The organism is Sphingorhabdus sp., assembly GCF_035329025.1.
Classification (GTDB): domain Bacteria; phylum Pseudomonadota; class Alphaproteobacteria; order Sphingomonadales; family Sphingomonadaceae; genus Sphingorhabdus_B.
The window spans coordinates 13,064-28,387 of sequence record NZ_DAOLHN010000041.1 but is presented as its reverse complement, the minus strand read 5'-3'; the positions used below and the strand labels follow the sequence as shown (position 1 = coordinate 28,387).

General features: G+C 59.1%; 18 protein-coding genes and 1 tRNA gene. 10 read left to right on the top strand and 9 right to left on the bottom strand.

Annotated features, from left to right (window positions below; genetic code table 11):
* Positions 1 to 86: transfer RNA gene (locus PKC81_RS11705), tRNA-Tyr, on the bottom strand.
* 108 nt (positions 87 to 194) lie between these two features.
* On the opposite strand from PKC81_RS11705, the gene rlmB reads away from it, so the two are divergent.
* Genes rlmB through PKC81_RS11690 form a run of 3 tightly spaced genes read left to right on the top strand, consistent with a single transcriptional unit; the run spans position 195 to position 2,715 of the window.
* Complete coding sequence (gene rlmB, locus PKC81_RS11700) at positions 195 to 965, top strand: 23S rRNA (guanosine(2251)-2'-O)-methyltransferase RlmB (protein WP_324336273.1); 771 nt, start codon at positions 195 to 197, stop codon at positions 963 to 965.
* Entirely contained in the window at positions 965 to 2,092 is a 1,128-nt protein-coding gene (locus PKC81_RS11695; protein WP_324336271.1) for a hypothetical protein, read from the top strand. Before rlmB ends, PKC81_RS11695 begins: the two co-directional genes overlap by 1 nt.
* A complete protein-coding gene (locus tag PKC81_RS11690) occupies positions 2,092 to 2,715 on the top strand; it encodes a DNA-3-methyladenine glycosylase 2 family protein (RefSeq protein WP_324336269.1) in 624 nt (207 codons plus the stop codon). The genes PKC81_RS11695 and PKC81_RS11690 overlap by 1 nt, the downstream gene beginning before the upstream one ends.
* 3 nt (positions 2,716 to 2,718) lie before the next feature.
* Here the strand turns inward: PKC81_RS11690 and PKC81_RS11685 are convergent, their stop codons facing one another.
* Positions 2,719 to 3,264 carry a hypothetical protein gene (locus tag PKC81_RS11685; RefSeq protein ID WP_324336268.1) on the bottom strand — a complete coding sequence of 182 codons (546 nt, stop codon included), beginning with the start codon at positions 3,262 to 3,264 and terminating at the stop codon, positions 2,719 to 2,721.
* Positions 3,265 to 3,343: 79 nt separating this feature from the next.
* On the opposite strand from PKC81_RS11685, the gene PKC81_RS11680 reads away from it, so the two are divergent.
* A complete protein-coding gene (locus PKC81_RS11680; protein ID WP_324336266.1) occupies positions 3,344 to 4,156 on the top strand; it encodes an SDR family oxidoreductase in 813 nt (270 codons plus the stop codon).
* A gap of 109 nt (positions 4,157 to 4,265) precedes the next feature.
* Here PKC81_RS11680 and PKC81_RS11675 read toward each other — a convergent pair whose 3' ends face one another.
* Positions 4,266 to 4,556, bottom strand: a complete 291-nt coding sequence (locus PKC81_RS11675) for a 4a-hydroxytetrahydrobiopterin dehydratase (protein ID WP_324336264.1) — start codon at positions 4,554 to 4,556, stop codon at positions 4,266 to 4,268.
* A gap of 49 nt (positions 4,557 to 4,605) precedes the next feature.
* Between PKC81_RS11675 and ccmA the strand changes: the two genes are divergently transcribed.
* Positions 4,606 to 5,223 (top strand): heme ABC exporter ATP-binding protein CcmA, encoded by a 618-nt coding sequence (gene ccmA / locus PKC81_RS11670; RefSeq protein ID WP_324336262.1) that lies wholly within the window; start codon positions 4,606 to 4,608, stop codon positions 5,221 to 5,223.
* A complete protein-coding gene (locus PKC81_RS11665; protein WP_324336260.1) occupies positions 5,220 to 5,867 on the top strand; it encodes a heme exporter protein CcmB in 648 nt (215 codons plus the stop codon). Before ccmA ends, PKC81_RS11665 begins: the two co-directional genes overlap by 4 nt.
* A 1-nt stretch (position 5,868) precedes the next feature.
* Here PKC81_RS11665 and PKC81_RS11660 read toward each other — a convergent pair whose 3' ends face one another.
* From PKC81_RS11660 to mscL, 4 genes are read right to left on the bottom strand one after another with little or no spacing between them, the layout of a single operon-like run.
* The gene (locus tag PKC81_RS11660; protein WP_324336258.1) at positions 5,869 to 6,684 is read right to left on the bottom strand and encodes an SDR family NAD(P)-dependent oxidoreductase; all 816 of its coding nucleotides are present in this window, start codon (positions 6,682 to 6,684) and stop codon (positions 5,869 to 5,871) included.
* On the bottom strand, positions 6,681 to 7,889 hold the full coding sequence (locus PKC81_RS11655; RefSeq protein WP_324336256.1) for a serine hydrolase: 1,209 nt from the start codon (positions 7,887 to 7,889) through the stop codon (positions 6,681 to 6,683). Before PKC81_RS11655 ends, PKC81_RS11660 begins: the two co-directional genes overlap by 4 nt.
* Before the next feature lie 22 nt (positions 7,890 to 7,911).
* Entirely contained in the window at positions 7,912 to 9,189 is a 1,278-nt protein-coding gene (locus tag PKC81_RS11650; RefSeq protein WP_324336254.1) for a cyclopropane-fatty-acyl-phospholipid synthase family protein, read from the bottom strand.
* A 20-nt stretch (positions 9,190 to 9,209) separates the two neighbouring features.
* Positions 9,210 to 9,626, bottom strand: a complete 417-nt coding sequence (mscL, locus tag PKC81_RS11645) for a large conductance mechanosensitive channel protein MscL (RefSeq protein WP_324336252.1) — start codon at positions 9,624 to 9,626, stop codon at positions 9,210 to 9,212.
* A gap of 157 nt (positions 9,627 to 9,783) precedes the next feature.
* Here mscL and PKC81_RS11640 point away from each other — a divergent pair, with 157 nt between their 5' ends.
* From PKC81_RS11640 to PKC81_RS11625, 4 genes are read left to right on the top strand one after another with little or no spacing between them, the layout of a single operon-like run.
* Positions 9,784 to 10,386 (top strand): LemA family protein, encoded by a 603-nt coding sequence (locus PKC81_RS11640; protein WP_324336250.1) that lies wholly within the window; start codon positions 9,784 to 9,786, stop codon positions 10,384 to 10,386.
* Between the two features lie 23 nt (positions 10,387 to 10,409).
* A complete protein-coding gene (locus tag PKC81_RS11635) occupies positions 10,410 to 11,234 on the top strand; it encodes a TPM domain-containing protein (RefSeq protein WP_324336248.1) in 825 nt (274 codons plus the stop codon).
* Between the two features lie 8 nt (positions 11,235 to 11,242).
* On the top strand, positions 11,243 to 11,926 hold the full coding sequence (locus PKC81_RS11630) for a hypothetical protein (RefSeq protein ID WP_115549481.1): 684 nt from the start codon (positions 11,243 to 11,245) through the stop codon (positions 11,924 to 11,926).
* The gene (locus PKC81_RS11625) at positions 11,926 to 12,444 is read left to right on the top strand and encodes an NUDIX hydrolase (protein ID WP_324336247.1); all 519 of its coding nucleotides are present in this window, start codon (positions 11,926 to 11,928) and stop codon (positions 12,442 to 12,444) included. Before PKC81_RS11630 ends, PKC81_RS11625 begins: the two co-directional genes overlap by 1 nt.
* Here the strand turns inward: PKC81_RS11625 and PKC81_RS11620 are convergent.
* Entirely contained in the window at positions 12,437 to 12,718 is a 282-nt protein-coding gene (locus PKC81_RS11620; RefSeq protein WP_324336245.1) for an ETC complex I subunit, read from the bottom strand. The two genes, PKC81_RS11625 and PKC81_RS11620, sit on opposite strands and share 8 nt — an antisense overlap.
* Positions 12,719 to 12,839: 121 nt before the next feature.
* Positions 12,840 to 15,320, bottom strand: a complete 2,481-nt coding sequence (gene hrpB / locus PKC81_RS11615; protein WP_324336243.1) for an ATP-dependent helicase HrpB — start codon at positions 15,318 to 15,320, stop codon at positions 12,840 to 12,842.
* Between the last annotated feature and the right edge of the window lie 4 nt (positions 15,321 to 15,324).

Sequence of the window (15,324 nt, the reverse complement as noted above, 5' to 3'; positions counted from 1 at the left end):
TGGTGGACAGGGCTGGATTCGAACCAGCGTACGGAAAACCGGGCAGATTTACAGTCTGCTGCCTTTAACCACTCGGCCACCTGTCCACTTTTCCACGGGGCGTTGCGCGAGGCAAAGGGCCGGTCCCGAAGAAGAAGCGGCCTATTGGCGAAACGCCGCTTGCCTGTCAATGGCCGAGATGGAATAGCGGCAAAATGAGTTCACATAAAAGCCAACGCCGCCGGGGTGCGGCCCAAACCAGTGGCAACCCAAAATTCTGGGGGCGCCATGCCGTTACCGCCGCACTTGAAAATCCAGAACGCCGCGTCCTGAAAATCTGGGGCACGCGCGAAGCCTTGTCGCAAGTTGAAGTCCCGCAGGGCGTTCCCTTCCAGTTTTGCGAAGGATCCGATCTGGCTCGCTTCGTGCCAAAGGATACGCCGCATCAGGGCATTGTCGCCGAGGTAGCGCCGCTCGAGGATGTCTGGTTGTCCGATATCCTCGATGCACATGAAGAAGATGACCGGCCGATCCTCGTCCTCGATCAGGTTACCGACCCACATAATGTCGGTGCCATCTTCCGTTCGGCGGCGGCATTCGATGCCATTGCGGTGGTGACGCAGGATCGCCACGCGCCGCCCGAATCGGGTGTGCTGGCCAAGGCCGCTTCAGGAGCGCTGGAAGTGGTGCCATGGATTCGCGTCGTTAACCTCGCCCGCGCGCTGGAAGAAATTGCCGAGCATGGCTATTGGCGCATTGGCCTTTCCGGCCATGCCGATACCAACCTCGACAAGGCGCTCGCGCCTCGCCGAAATGCACTGGTTCTGGGGGCCGAGGGCGAAGGCATGCGCGCCAATATCGAGGATCATTGCGACCAGCTGGCAAAGCTGCCAATCAGCGAACAGATGGAAAGCCTGAACGTCTCCAACGCCGCAGCGATTGCGCTTTATGCCGCCGCGACCCTGCGCCAATCGAAAGCTGACTAATGCATTTCAAGAAAATCGCCGCCCTTGGCCTGGCTGTTGTTGCCCCCCTAAGTCTTTCGGGTTGCCTGCTGTTGCCCGGCGAGTTCAATTCGGAAATGACGGTGATGGCCGACGGCCAATTTGCCTTCAGTTATAAAGGGCAAATTCAGCTGGTCGGCCTTGCCAATTTGCTCAACGAAACGCTCGATAACGAAGGTGGCAACGCCGAATTTGTAGCGGCCTGCTATGGCCCTGTTCCAGAAGCTGAAAAGAGCGAGGAAGAGCAGAAAAAGGAAAAACGCAAGGAAAAAGCCGCCGCCAAGGCAGCCGCCGATGCCGCCGCCGCTGATGCCGCATTGGCCGAAATTGCCGCTGACACAGCAGGCACTGCCGCGTCGAAAACCTCTCAAGAGGATTTCACCCAAGAAGCCGAAGCAGAGGCCGATGCAGCAGCAGCGGCTGAAGATGCGGCGGGCGCAGCAGAGGATGCGGCCGCCGAAGCCGCTGCTGCGGTTGAGTCGATGGAGGACGATTATAGCGAGCGTGAATGCACAACCGCTGAAGTTGAACAGCAGAAAAAAGAATGGGATGAACAGCAGGCTGCCTCCAAAAAGGAAAAGGAACAAGCCAAGAAGATGTTCGCCGCCATGCTTGGCGGTATCGATCCCAGCAACCCAAAGACCATTGAGCGCTTCACCAAGGAAGTCGAACGACTGGCCGCTTGGAACAAGGTCGAGCATCTGGGCAACGGCCTGTTCATGATCGACTATTCGACCAAGGGCCGTCTTGCAGATGATTTCGCCTTCCCGGTGATCCCGCGCTATGCGCTGGGCAATCCGATGATCCACGTCACACGCTGGGACAATGGTCGCGTGCGGATCGAGGCCCCGACATTCCATAACGACGCGGACGTTTCTTTGATGTCGCTGATGGGGGCCGGATCGATGATCCCAGGCATGGGTTCGGCAAAGAAAAATGTCGAACCGGTTGAGGTCAAGGGCACCTTCACCATCCGCACCAATGCGAAGATCATGGCCAATAACACCGATGAGGGACCGGTCGACGAAGGTGCGATGCAGGTGCTGCGCTGGGATATCGGCCCGAAGACTTTCGGCCCGCCGATGGCCTTACTGAAGCTTGTGAACTGATGGGGCTGACTGCCGAACAGATCAAGCACTCGCTCGATACACTGGCGGGAAAGGAAAAGCGCTTTGCGATAGCGCTGGAGCAAGTCGGCTATCCAGAACCCCGTATCCGCGAACGGGGCTATACGACGCTGCTACGCACGATCGTCGGGCAGCAGGTCAGCGTTGCTGCGGCTTCATCGATGTGGAACAAGCTGGCGACCAAGCTGGACGAGGACTGCGCACCGGAAAAGCTGCTGGCCGAAGATTTTGACAGTCTGCGTGCGTGCGGCCTGAGCCGCCAGAAACAGGGCTATGCGCGCAGTCTTGCCGAACTGGTTGTTTCCGGCGCACTGCCTCTCGATGCACTGCCCGAGGATGACGAGGAGGCGATCGCCTATCTGACCAAGGTCAAAGGCATCGGCCGCTGGTCAGCCGAAATTTATCTGCTCTTTGCCGAAGGACGCCCAGACATTTGGCCGGCGGGTGATCTGGCCGTACAGGAAGGTGTGAAGCGCATCCTGTTGCTTGACGAGCGCCCGAGCGAAAAGCCGACGCGAGAAGTGGCAGAAGCCTGGCGGCCGCACCGCGGTGCCGCCGCGATCTTTACCTGGCATTATTACGCTACCGGCTTTGAGGCGATTTGATAATTAAAGCCGCAGCGTCGGATTGAGCTTCATCATTTCGAGCACAAAAGATTTCGGCTTTTTGAAAAACTTGCTCTTCCGGTTCACCGACAGACCGAGCAATGCCGCTGCCTCCATCACGAAATGCACGCAATTGCGCTTGTTGAGGCTGTAGCTTTTGCCCGGCATGCTGCGCCATTTTTCGACATGGTCGATCAATTTGCGATATTCGGCATCCGACAGGCGCAAGGTGAAATGCGGGTTGCTGCGCGACACATATTTGGCATCCTTGGTTTCGATCATGCCCTTGACCGAACCCATCAGAATAGCGGGCGAAACGCTGACGGCAGTGAAGCCGTAATTGGTATCGACCTTTTCGCCGGTGGCATCGACTGTTCCCTTCAACCGGATGAAGGCATGGGGGAAATAGTCCCCGAAATCATGGCTGTAAAAGGTTGCGATAACGTCCGCACGAGCCTGTCCTGGCATCGTCGCCAGCAACACTGCAAACAGGATTGAAATCAACAAGCGAAACATCTGCATAGGTGAAAGCAGATTATCGTCCTCCATTCCATGCTGCAAGTAGGGGTTGACCCGAAGGGCGAATTGCTGTGCTTACAGCGATGCAAATAAGAGGGAGAGTCGAGCCATGTCCAGCAACCGCAAAAGCATTTTCGTAACCGGCGCCGCGTCGGGCCTTGGTCGCGAAGTATCGCGCTACTTTGCCGGAAAGGGCTGGTTTGTGGGGCTGGCGGATGTCAACGAGGCGGGCCTCAAGGTAACGGCTGATATGCTTCCGGCTGGTCAGTGGTCGATTCACAAGCTTGACGTGACCAACCGCCCGCAATGGAAAGAGGCGATTGCCGAATTCGGCAAGCACACGGGCGGCAAGATGGACGTGCTGTTCAACAATGCCGGTGTTGGCACCGGTGGACCCATACAGGATATGACCGACGAAGAAATTGACCGGATGATTGCTATCAATGTCACCGGCGTAATCAACGGCATCCGAGCCAGTTTCCCCAGCCTGAAAGCCACCCCTGGCAGCTGCGTACTCAACACGGCTTCAGCGGCCGGCATTTATGGATCAGCAGGCCTTAGCGTCTATAGCGCGACCAAATTCGCAGTGCGCGGACTCACCGAGGCGCACGACATTGAATGGCGCGAGCTGGGCATCAAGGCGCGTTCGCTGATGCCGGGTTTCATTGATACCAATATCATCGGTGCGGTTGCTCCCGGATCAAACCAGACAGGAAAGCAGCGGCTTGAAGAAGCGGGCATCGAGGTCAGCCCGGTGTCGATCATCGGCCCGGCCGCCTGGGAAGCCGTGCATGGGGACAAGGTGCACACACCGGTCAACAAGCTGGCGAAACAGCTCGCGTTCGCCGCGCGCTGGTTCCCGGGTCGCTTGCGCAGACAATTATCGACGATGCAGGGTATCGAGACGGTCGTGAAGAACTGAGCACTCTCCCCTCCCGCCTGCGGGAGGGGCTGGGGGAGGGTCTGAAACGACCGACGGCTCGCTTCGCCCGCACCCCCCCTTAATCCTTCCCGCAAGCGGGAGGGAGAAACTAGGCGAACCCATCAATCGCGGCCGCCAGTGATATATCGCGCTCCGACAAGCCACCCGCATCGTGCGTCGTCAGCAATATTTCGACACGATTGTAAACATTGAACCACTCAGGGTGGTGGTCAGCCTTTTCGGCAAGGATCGCCACACGGCTCATGAAACCAAAGGCTTCGGCGAAATCTGAAAAGCGGAATGTGCGCCTGATACCGCGCGCTTCGCTATCATAGCTCCAGCCGGTCAACCCTGCCAAAGCAACTTCACGTTCGCTTGCGTCCAGTTCCCGAACTGCCATCTCACTCTCCTGCCTTTGCTTTTTGCGCGCGCCGTGCCTATGTCGCGCCATGCCGCACAGTCAAGCCGCATCGCCAAGCATCAAACTGAACCGCGTCGCCATCATTCGCGGCACTCGGGTAATTCTGCGCGATTTCGATCTGGAGGTTGAACGCGGCGAACTGGTCTGGGTTCGCGGGGCCAATGGCAGCGGCAAATCGACGCTGTTTCGGGCGCTGTCCGGGCTGCTTCCGGTTGCGTCGGGGGAGGTCAGCATCAGCGGCGCAATTGCGCTGTGTGATGACAATCTTGCCCTGGACCTTGACCAGCGGCTCGGAAAAGCCATCCGTTTCTGGACGGACCTTGACGCCATCAAACCAGCGAAGCTGGAGGCTGCGCTGGAAACGCTCGACCTGATCGGTTTGGCAGATTTGCCCGTGCGGTTACTATCAGCAGGTCAAAAACGTCGTGGCGCATTGGCGCGGCTATTGGCCAGCGACGTGCCAATCTGGCTGCTCGACGAACCCTATAATGGTCTTGATCAGGCGAATGTCGCCCGTCTGGATGCGGCTTTATCCCGCCATACCGAACAAGGCGGGATTGCGCTGGTTGCCTCGCATATCGCACCGACCGTCATCGTCACCCGCAGCCTTGTTATCGACCGGCCAAAGGCGGAGTTGGCCGCATGAAAGGGTTTGCGAGCATTGCCTGGCGCGAGGTCCGCATCGCCTGGACAGGCGGCGGGCTGTGGCTGCCGATCGTGTTTTATCTTGCAGTGGCGACGCTGTTTCCATTCGTCACCGGCCCGGACAAGGCCCTGCTCGCACGGGTTGGAGGTAGCATCCTGTGGATCGCGGCTCTGCTGGCCAGCTTATTGCCAATCGAAAGGCTGGTACTGCCTGACCGTCAATCCGGCGTACTCGACCAGCTTGTGCTGCGCGGATGGGCGGATGAATGGATTGCTGCGGCCAAGATTGCAGGCCACATCGTTGGTTTCGGCATCCCGTTGCTGCTCGCCACGCCCGTTGCGATCGCCCTGCTCGGCGTGCCCGATGCGCAGGCAAAGACATTGATAATTGGCCTCGCCCTCGCTTTGCCCGCTTTTGCCGGTCTAGGCGTGACAATCGCGGCGCTGACCGCTGGCCTCAACGGCGCATCGGCGCTGGGCGGGCTGCTGCTTGTTCCGCTTGCTATACCGATCCTGATTTTCGGAGCGGGAACTTTGGGCGATTCAGCCAGCAACGCGCTGCAATTGCTGGCAGCCACGAGTTTGGCGATGACAGCCTTGTCGCCTTTCGCCGGCGGGGCGGCATTGCGCGCCGCCCGCGACTGATTCAGTTGTTCTCGGCCGCCATTTTCTGCGCATAGCCCTGCGCGACCATCGCCTCGACCATGTCGAACAGCTTGTCCGGTTCTTGCGCACGCATGACAGGGATCGCTGCTTCCATGCCTTCGGCCACGACAATTTCCCGCTTGCCGGCTTCGAGGGCATCCCAGATGGTCTTGGCGACATCTGCGGGGTCAAGGCCATTGTCGATCGCTGCATCGCTGACACCGCGCACCGATCCGTCAGACGCCAGTGCATTGCGTGAAACATTGGTACGCACTGAACCCGGGGCCACAACGAGCACCTTGATACCCTGCCCCGCAATTTCACTGCGCAACGAATCCGCATAGCCAACAAGTCCATGTTTGGCCGCGCAATAGGCGGTGCGCATCGGTACGCCTGCTTTACCGGCAACGCTTGAAATCATCACAACCCCGCCCGAACCGCGCGCCAGCAGGTGCGGAAGCAAGGCCTGCGTGAGGGCAATCGGCGCGAGCAGATCCACATCGACAATCTGGCGGTAGACCGACATGTCGGTGTCGATGGCGAGAGAACGTTGCGAGATGCCGGCATTGTTCACCAGCACATCGACATCGCCGCTGAATGCAACCGCCTTTTCCACCAATGCAGGAATCGCTGCATAGTCGGTGGTTTCAAATGGCAGCACCAGACAGCGATCCGGCGCATTCGAGGCCACAGCCTCCAACGCCGCAACATTGCGCCCTGAGAGCACACAGCGCCCGCCGCGTTCCAGCCATTCCTTTGCCAACCCCTCACCAATGCCCGACGATGCACCGGTTATCCATGCTGTCTTGCCGCTCATTTCACATCCTCCGGAAAGGACGCCAGTTCGTCGTCCAGTGCCTTCTGTACGGCTTTGTAGAAGGCCTCACGCCCATCCTGCCCGGCCGGGTCGGTGGCGCGCGGCCAGTTGCTGTTTGATGCGATCACCAGCTTGCGCTTGGGATCGATAAAGATACCTTGGCCGAAAATTCCCTGCGCTGCATAGCTGCCATCATCATAGGTCCACCATTGGAACCCATAGCCTTTGCCGGGCGTGCCGATATCAGCCTGCTTGGTGGTCGCCGATGCTATCCAGCCGTCGGGCAAAATCGCCTTGCCGTTGACGAGACCGCCACCGAGGATGAACATCCCGAAGCGGGCATAATCGCGGGTCGATGCCTGGATGCAGCAGCCGCTGATTTCATGGCCGGTCGACCCCAGCAGCCAGCTTCCGTCCTGCTCCATGCCAAACGGGGCCCAGACCTTTTCGGAAAGATAGTCGGACAGTTTCTTGCCCGTTGCCTTGCTGACGAGAACGCCGATCAAATTGGTCTCACCGGTCTTGTAGACCCACTTTGTGCCCGCCGGAGCCTCGCGCGGCAGCTTGCGCATATAGCTGACGGTTACGTCGATGCCCGGTTCGGCCTTATGCTCATTGAAGCGCGCCACATCGGACTTCGGATCTTCATAATCCTCATTCCATTTGATGCCCGAGGTCATGGTCAACAATTGCGCGATGGTGACATCGTCATAGGCTGACCCCTTCATTTCGGGGATATATTGCGTCACCTTGTCATCAAGGCTCTTGATATAGCCATCCTTGATTGCGGCACCGACCATCGTCGAGGTCAGCGACTTGGCGACCGAAAAGCTGGTCCATTTGCCATTGCCATCGAAATCGAGGCCGTATTTTTCGAGGCGAACTTGGCCATTGTGGACAATGACGAGGCCCGCGGTGCGCTGCGCCTTCATATAGGCATCAACGTCGATACCCGGCTTCAGTTCTGCACCTTTGGGGAGCGGAAAGACCTTCTCACCCGCTTCGATAATATTCGCCTTGGCCAGAACCGGCAGGCGATCCATCGTACGGAAGGCCGCATCGCGCTGCGCGATGGACCAGAACAGGACGTTGCGATCGGTCGGCAAGTTTGCCGCCAGATTGCGCATATCCTTGTCCATCGTCAGCCAACCGATGCCAAGCACCGCCGCTGCTACGACCAACAGGCCGATAATCCATTTTTTCATGTTGTCCCTCTCCCGTCCCGCTTCAGTTTTTGACCAGTGTCACCTGCGCCACATTGATTCCGCCTCCACGGAACCCGCCCTCGCAATACATCAGGTAAAAACGCCAAAGCGCAATGAATTTTTCATCGAATCCAGCGGGCAAACGCCCTTCCGCTACGGCAGCCTCGAAACGTTCGCGCCATAGACGCAGCGTCTCTGCATAGTGCGCGCCATAATCGACCTGATCCTCCCAGCGCAGCCCCCGCTCCTCAGCCAGTGCGCGGAAACGACTCTCGGACAGCAGCATCCCGCCGGGAAAGATATAGCGCTGGATAAAATCCTGACCGTCGGCATATTGCTCGAAAATATCATCCTCGATCCGAATATATTGCAAGGCAGCCCGGCCGCCCGGTTTGAGGCAGCGGGCGATAGAGTCGAGATAGTCGGGCCAATATTCTTGCCCGACAGCCTCGACCATCTCTACACTGGCAATGGCATCATATTGCCCCACCACATCGCGATAGTCGGTCAATGTTATTTTCCAGCCGTTTTTCGCTGCCAGGCGCGTTTCGGCAAAGCGGATCTGTTCGGGCGACAGGCTGATGCCGTGATAGTTTGCCAGACCGCGTTCCAGTGCGACTTCTGCCAGACCGCCCCAGCCGCACCCGATTTCGAGTAGGCTGTCGTCTCCATTCAGATGCAGACGATCCAGAATGAGATCGATCTTGCGTCTTTGGCCTGATTCCAGCGCCTCCTGACGCGGCGGGAGTTCCGCAAAAACGGCACTGGAATAGGTCATCGTCGCATCTAGCCATGACGCGTAGAAATCATTGCCCAGATCGTAATGCGCCTCGATGTTGTCGCGCGCATGCTTGCGGGTGTTACGATGAAACCATTGCGCTATGCGCCCCGCGATGCGGGCGACGCCTGACGCCCGCCCGACGCTGCCCAAGGCAACACGATTGCGCATGAACAGATCGAATATCGGTACCAGGTCGGGGCTGGACCACTCCCCTGCCATCCAACCTTCATACCAGCCGATCGACCCGCCCCGAACGAGGCGGACTAGCGCGCGCCAGTTGTAAACATGGACGACGGCCTGCGGGCCTGGAAGGCGGCGGCCGAGCAAGCGCTTGCTCCCGTCGGGCAGATGCCCTTCGATTGCACCTTCCGCCAAACCGGCGTCGATCCGGTCAAGTATGGCATGGAAAAAGCGCGCCGAGGCCTGGCCATGCCAGCCAGCAAAAAGGCCGCCCCTCGACCCTGGCAGATAGTTCTGCTGGACGAGGTGGCGGCCCCTTTTATGTTCCGGCACATTCATTGCGCCAGTTTAGGCTGTGATTACTTCTTCTTCAACTCATCGCGAATTTCGGTGAGCAGATCGACCTCACTCGGGCCGGTGGCGGCTGGCGGCGGCGGCATGACCTTGTTGGCCTGACGCACGATCAGGAAAATGACGAATGCCAGAATCAGGAAATTGATAATCGCGGTAATGAAGCTGCCCCAGGCGAAGACATTTGCACCCGCAGCTTTCGCCGCAGCCAATGACATCCCGGCCTGAACTTTGTCCGCACCGCCCAGAACGATGTATTTCGCCGAAAAGTCGGTTCCACCGCCGGTGATTAGGGAAATCACAGGCATGATCAAATCATCAGTAAGAGACGAGACAATTTTACCGAATGCGGCACCGATAATCACACCAACCGCTAGGTCGAGCACGTTACCACGTGCGATGAACGCTTTGAATTCACTTAACATTAGACGTCTCCCCTTAGGCTATTTGGCCTAAAACCATGGTAAACATATTGTAACATGTGTCGAGAGGCCGAGATGTAACTTTTTCGGTGATTGAAACGCGGTTGTAGCTGCCCTATCTATGCAATACACAAATGCTTTCCGGGGAAGGAGTACCCTCATGCGTTCCGATCTTGCAAAATTCCTGCTTGTACCTGTTGCCGCCGTTTTGGTGGCCGGTTGCGGTATCAACAGCGTGCCGACTGCCGAGGAAAATGCGAAGGCGAAATGGGCTGACGTTCAGGCGGCGTTTCAAGAACGTTCCAATCTGATTCCCAACCTTGCAGCCGTCGTCAAAGGTGCCGCCGCGCAGGAAAACAAGACACTGACCGAAGTGATCGAAGCGCGCGCAAAGGCAACTTCGGTAACCCTGGCGCCAGGTGATCTCAGTGATCCGGCAAAGATGGCGGCTTTCCAATCCGCGCAAAACAATTTGTCGGGTAGCCTGTCGCGCCTGCTTGTGTCGGTTGAACAATATCCGCAACTGAAAAGCCAGGAAGGCTTCCTGAAATTGCAGGACCAGTTGGAAGGTCAGGAAAACCGCATCCGCATCACGCTGCGTGATTACAACGAAGCGGTGCGCCAGTATAACACGACAATCCGCACCTTCCCCGACATCATCGGCGCGAAAGTGATCCACGGCGCCAAGCCGATGGTGCCCTATGAAGCGTCAACGCCGGGTGCAGAAGTCGCGCCGAAGCTCGACATGGCGCCGACGCAGTAACGCCGCTGAACCGGACCAAGCACATGCTCAGGGCCTTTGCCCTTTTCCTCGCGACGCTGAGCGTATTGATCGGAAGTCCTGCATCCGCGCAGGATTTCCCGAAACTGACCGGCCGCGTGGTTGATCAGGCCGACTTGCTGACGCCCGAACAGGAAGCATCGCTGACGGCCAAGCTGGCGGGGCTCGAAACCCAATCGAACCGCCAGCTGGTCGTCACCACGATCAAAGATCTGCAGGGCTATGAGATTTCGGACTATGGCTATCGGCTTGGTCGCCATTGGGCCATTGGGCAGGATGGCAAGGGCGAAAGCGAAAAAGATAATGGCGCAATCCTGATCGTTGCCCCGACCGAACGCAAGATGCGCATTGAGGTGGGATACGGTCTTGAACCGGTGCTCACCGACGGCCTGTCCTCGAGCATCATCCGCAACGACATCACGCCCTATTTCAAGGCCGGCGATTTCAATGGCGGGATCAATGCCGGCGTCGACCGCATCGTCACTCAACTGACCCTGCCGCCCGAAGAGGCTGCCAAGGTTGCCGAAGAGGCCGCACTGGCCGAAACGCGCTCGAATGAAGATGGCGAGGCCGTCTTCCTCGTTATCTTCTGGCTGTTCATCTTCCTCTTTTTCATCCTACCCATCATCATATCGATTGCGCGCGGCGGCAAAAAGCATCGGCGCGGCCACGACAAGCATTGGGGCGGCCCGGTGATCATCTGGGGCGGTGGCGGATCGAACTGGGGCGGCGGCAGTAGCGGCGGCTTTGGCGGTGGCGGTTTTGGCGGCGGAGGCTTCTCCGGCGGCGGCGGCAGCTTCGGCGGCGGCGGTGCCTCGGGGGGATGGTGAGCATGGCCTTGCGCAAGATCAGCCATGTCAGTGAAGCCGATCACCAATTGGTGACTGCGGCGGTAGCCGAGGCAGAACATCACACAAGCGGCGAAATCGTGACCATCGTCACCGACCTGTCCGACGATTATCACGACATCGCGCTGTCATGGGCGACGATGATCGCGTTCCTAGCCTTGTCGGTGGTCGCGGTATTCCCCGATTTCTATCTCGGCATGGTCGACCGCGCATTGGGCGGATGGGAGCATGACTGGACGGCGAGCGAATATCTAGCGCTGATCTTCCTGTTCATGGGCGGCAAATGGCTCGGCACCTGGCTTCTCATGAAATGGATGCCGCTGCGGCTATTTCTGACGCCCAAACATATCAAGATGCGCCGCGTGCGCGCCCGCGCAATCGATCTGTTCAAGGTCGGTACCGAGAGCAAGACTGTCGGACGTACCGGAGTGTTGCTTTACCTTTCAATGCGCGAACACCGGGCTGAAATCGTTGCCGACGAAGCCATTGCCAGCAAGGTTGCTCCTGAAGTCTGGGGCGATGCCATGATCGCGCTGATCGACAACCTCCGCGAAGGCCGCCCCGGCGAAGGCATGGCCGAAGCGGTTCGGCAAATGGGCGTAGTGCTGGCAGAACACTTCCCCAAAGGCAGCGAAAATCCGAATGAATTGCCCGACAGGTTGATCGAAATCTGATGCCGGACAACGGAGTCGAAGAAATCGTCTGGCAGGGCAAATTCGTTACCGCCAAGCGCAAAGGCAAATGGGAATTTGTCAGCCGGTCGCGCGGGATTAAGGCGGCGGTTATCCTCGCGGTCGAGGACGGGCATGTCCTGCTGGTCGAGCAATATCGCGTTCCGCTTGGCAGGAACTGCATCGAACTGCCCGCAGGCCTGATCGGTGACGAAACCGAAGGTGAAGACCCGCTGGAGGCGGCAGGCCGCGAACTGGAAGAAGAAACCGGCTATCGCGCGACAAAGCTCGAATCGCTCGGCGAATATTATTCCTCCCCCGGCATGGTCAGCGAAAGTTTCACGCTGGTGCGGGCTTCGGGTTTGACCAAGGTGGGTGAAGGCGGTGGTACCGATGGTGAGGATATCACCGTGCACCGTGTTGCCCTAAATGCACTTCAGGGCTTTCTGGATGAAAAACGCAGTGAAGGCATGGGCGTTGATGTACGCCTTCTAATGCTTTTGGGCCCGCAGCTTATCTGAAATTGTCGGCGTAAGCCTGCAACTTCAGCACCTTTGGCGCAGCCGGGATCACCGTATAGCTGATACCATTTTTGTCGGCATAGGCCTTGGCGGCCTCGAGCGTAGCAAATTTCAGGTTCAACTGGCGACGCGTATCGGCCGAACCGGCCCAGCCCATCAGCGGATCAGGGCGCTGCGCATCGGCGGGAATATATTCGAGCACCCATTGCCCGGTGCCGTAGCGGCCCGATTGCAACGCATTTTTCGATTTCTGGACGATCCGAGCCTGAGTCATGCATGCGCCTTTCCGAGATTTTGCGCCGTTGTTCAACCCCAAAACCGTAGTGCTGAGCCTGTCGAAGCACGCCCAGCAGTTAAGCGCCCTTCGACAGGCTCAGGGCTACGGTGATCCCTCACTAAATTCCCTGCTTTTTCTTGGTTTTAAGACTGGCCACCGCAGCCGTCGGATCATCCGGCCAGTTATGCTTGGGATATCGCCCGCGCATTTCCTTGGCGACATCGGCCCAACTGCCTTTCCAGAATCCGGGCAGGTCGCGCGTGGTCTGGATCGGGCGGCCTGCCGGGGAAGTGAGCGACAGCACCAGTGGAGTTCGATTGGGGCCGATGGTGGGATGCTCCGCAAGCCCGAAAAGTGCCTGCACGCGCAGTTCCACGGTCGGCCCGCCCTCTGCGGCATAGTCAATCAAATGGGTTGTGCCTGCAGGCGATGTGAAATGCGATGGTGCCAGACGCTCGACCATCTGCTGATTTTCCCAACCCAGCAGTCCAAGCAATGCATTGTGCAATGCGCCAGGATCAAGTTCAGACAATCGCCGCTTTCCGCCCAGCAAAGGTGCGAGCCACATCTCGAGTGCCTCGCCTAGCTCGGCGTCGCTCAAACCCGAAACCCCTGCCCATTGCGCCCGTTCGCGCAGCCGTATCGAGGCGTCGCTCCACGGTAGCAGGCCGAGCCCATGTTCGCGCACGCCCTGCAGCAAGGCAGCGGCGATAGCCTCCGGATCGGCCTTGGCGTCCTGCCCCTTTGACAGAGTTATCGCACCCAGCCGGCGACCGCTTTCCGTTCGCACACCTCCGGTTGCCGGATCAAAGCTTGCGTGCGCGCCGCTAACAATGCGGTCGCCATAGAGCACCTCGATTTCCGCAAAATCAATTGCTGCTGCCGATAGTATACGTGCGCCCGATGCCGCTCCTTGGATATCGGCGATCGCTAGCCATTCTTCTTTGGCCAGTGGGTGTGCGGGATCGAGCCGATATCCCCTGCCCCCAACGCTCAGCCAATTTTCGCCGGAGGCGTCACGGCGCTTTGCGATGCGGTCCGGGAAAGCGAGGGCGATCGCTGACGCAATCCCCCTCCCGCTTGCGGGAGGGCTAAGGGGAGGGCTTGAAACATGTCGCTGCTGCGACTGGCCCTCCCCCAGCCCCTCCCGCATGCGGGAGGGGAGAAGGTCTAACCACCTCCTCACCAGCCCCAGCGCCGCCTCTGCCCTATGGCCGCGCTCGCTGCGCCAGCGCGCGAGGCGTCGTTCGAGATCGGTATCATTGCCGCCCAGTCCGCGTTCGGACAGCAACACGGCAACCTCGGCCGCGAGCTTGCCAAAACCGAGCTCCGACGCCGTGACCAGCATATGCGCGAGCCGCGGTGGCAGCGGCAGGCGCGCAATGGCGTTACCATGTTCGGTAGGGCGTCCGTCCGCGTCGATTGCCTCCAATTCGGCCAGTCGCGCGCGCGCTTCATCAATCGCTACTTTTGGCGGAGGATCGAGCCACTGCAATGTCGGCGGATCGCTGACGCCCCACAGCGCGCAATCGAGCAGCAGGGGCGAAAGATCGGCCTCCAATATCTCTGGCGGATCGAATGGCGGCATCCCTGCCGTCGCAGCCTCTTCCCACAAGCGATAGGCGACGCCTGCACCTTGCCGTGCGGCGCGCCCTGCCCTCTGCGTTACTGCGGCCTGGCTCGCCCGCTCGGTGACCAGCCGGGTCGATCCCGCTGCTCGGTCATATCGGGCACGGCGCGCAAGACCGCTATCGACGACGATACGGACACCGTCGATCGTCAGGCTGGTTTCGGCAATGGAGGTCGCAAGGATGACCTTTCGATGGGTGCTTTTGCGAATGGCTGCACGCTGTTCGGCTGGATCGAGGCTGCCATGCAGGCGGTGGATTTCGGCGGCGACACCTTCTATCCGCTCCGCTGTCCGCTCAATTTCGGCGACACCCGGCAGGAAGGCCAGCACATCGCCCTCAATTTCCTCTGCCAATGCGCGGCGGATGGCTGCTGCCATTTCATCCTCGATACGGGCCTCGGCCTTTCGCCCGATATGGCGCAATTCGAGCGGCCATGACATGCCCTCACTTTCAATGACCGGCGCTTGCATCAATCTGGCAAAACGCCCGCCGTCGAGCGTGGCTGACATAGCCATCAACCGTAAATCGGGGCGCAGCCCGCCTTGGGCATCAAGGGCCAAAGCCAAGCCAAAATCGCTGTCGAGGCTGCGTTCGTGGACTTCATCGAACAGCACAGCTGAGACCCCGGCAAGCTCGGGATCGTCCTGTATGCGGTTGCGGAATATGCCTTCGGTCAGAACCAATATGCGCGTTTTGGTCGACTGCTTGCTGTCCATTCGGGTCGCATATCCAACCAGCCCGCCAACAGGTTCGCCCATCAGTTCGGCAATCCTCTCCGCAGCGGCGCGCGCGGCTAATCTGCGTGGGGAAAGCAGCAATATCTGACCTGAGCACCAAGGCTCGCCCAACAAGGCAGAGGCAACCATCGTTGTCTTGCCTGCTCCGGGTGGTGCGATCAGAACAGCGTTGGATCCCGCGATAAGCGCGGCCTTCAATTCGGGCAGTACAACTTCAACAGGAAGGGTCACGCCG

What these genes read in the sequence shown, in the direction of transcription:
- ccmA (WP_324336262.1), top strand. Translation starts at nt 4,606, where the DNA reads ATGCCGCACAGTCAAGCCGCATCGCCAAGCATCAAACTGAACCGCGTC.
- PKC81_RS11660 (WP_324336258.1), bottom strand. Translation starts at nt 6,684, where the DNA reads ATGAGCGGCAAGACAGCATGGATAACCGGTGCATCGTCGGGCATTGGT.
- PKC81_RS11685 (WP_324336268.1), bottom strand. Translation starts at nt 3,264, where the DNA reads ATGGAGGACGATAATCTGCTTTCACCTATGCAGATGTTTCGCTTGTTG.
- PKC81_RS11690 (WP_324336269.1), top strand. Translation starts at nt 2,092, where the DNA reads ATGGGGCTGACTGCCGAACAGATCAAGCACTCGCTCGATACACTGGCG.
- rlmB (WP_324336273.1), top strand. Translation starts at nt 195, where the DNA reads ATGAGTTCACATAAAAGCCAACGCCGCCGGGGTGCGGCCCAAACCAGT.
- PKC81_RS11675 (WP_324336264.1), bottom strand. Translation starts at nt 4,556, where the DNA reads ATGGCAGTTCGGGAACTGGACGCAAGCGAACGTGAAGTTGCTTTGGCA.
- PKC81_RS11625 (WP_324336247.1), top strand. Translation starts at nt 11,926, where the DNA reads ATGCCGGACAACGGAGTCGAAGAAATCGTCTGGCAGGGCAAATTCGTT.
- mscL (WP_324336252.1), bottom strand. Translation starts at nt 9,626, where the DNA reads ATGTTAAGTGAATTCAAAGCGTTCATCGCACGTGGTAACGTGCTCGAC.
- PKC81_RS11640 (WP_324336250.1), top strand. Translation starts at nt 9,784, where the DNA reads ATGCGTTCCGATCTTGCAAAATTCCTGCTTGTACCTGTTGCCGCCGTT.
- PKC81_RS11650 (WP_324336254.1), bottom strand. Translation starts at nt 9,189, where the DNA reads ATGAATGTGCCGGAACATAAAAGGGGCCGCCACCTCGTCCAGCAGAAC.
- PKC81_RS11680 (WP_324336266.1), top strand. Translation starts at nt 3,344, where the DNA reads ATGTCCAGCAACCGCAAAAGCATTTTCGTAACCGGCGCCGCGTCGGGC.
- PKC81_RS11635 (WP_324336248.1), top strand. Translation starts at nt 10,410, where the DNA reads ATGCTCAGGGCCTTTGCCCTTTTCCTCGCGACGCTGAGCGTATTGATC.
- PKC81_RS11655 (WP_324336256.1), bottom strand. Translation starts at nt 7,889, where the DNA reads ATGAAAAAATGGATTATCGGCCTGTTGGTCGTAGCAGCGGCGGTGCTT.
- PKC81_RS11665 (WP_324336260.1), top strand. Translation starts at nt 5,220, where the DNA reads ATGAAAGGGTTTGCGAGCATTGCCTGGCGCGAGGTCCGCATCGCCTGG.
- PKC81_RS11620 (WP_324336245.1), bottom strand. Translation starts at nt 12,718, where the DNA reads ATGACTCAGGCTCGGATCGTCCAGAAATCGAAAAATGCGTTGCAATCG.
- PKC81_RS11695 (WP_324336271.1), top strand. Translation starts at nt 965, where the DNA reads ATGCATTTCAAGAAAATCGCCGCCCTTGGCCTGGCTGTTGTTGCCCCC.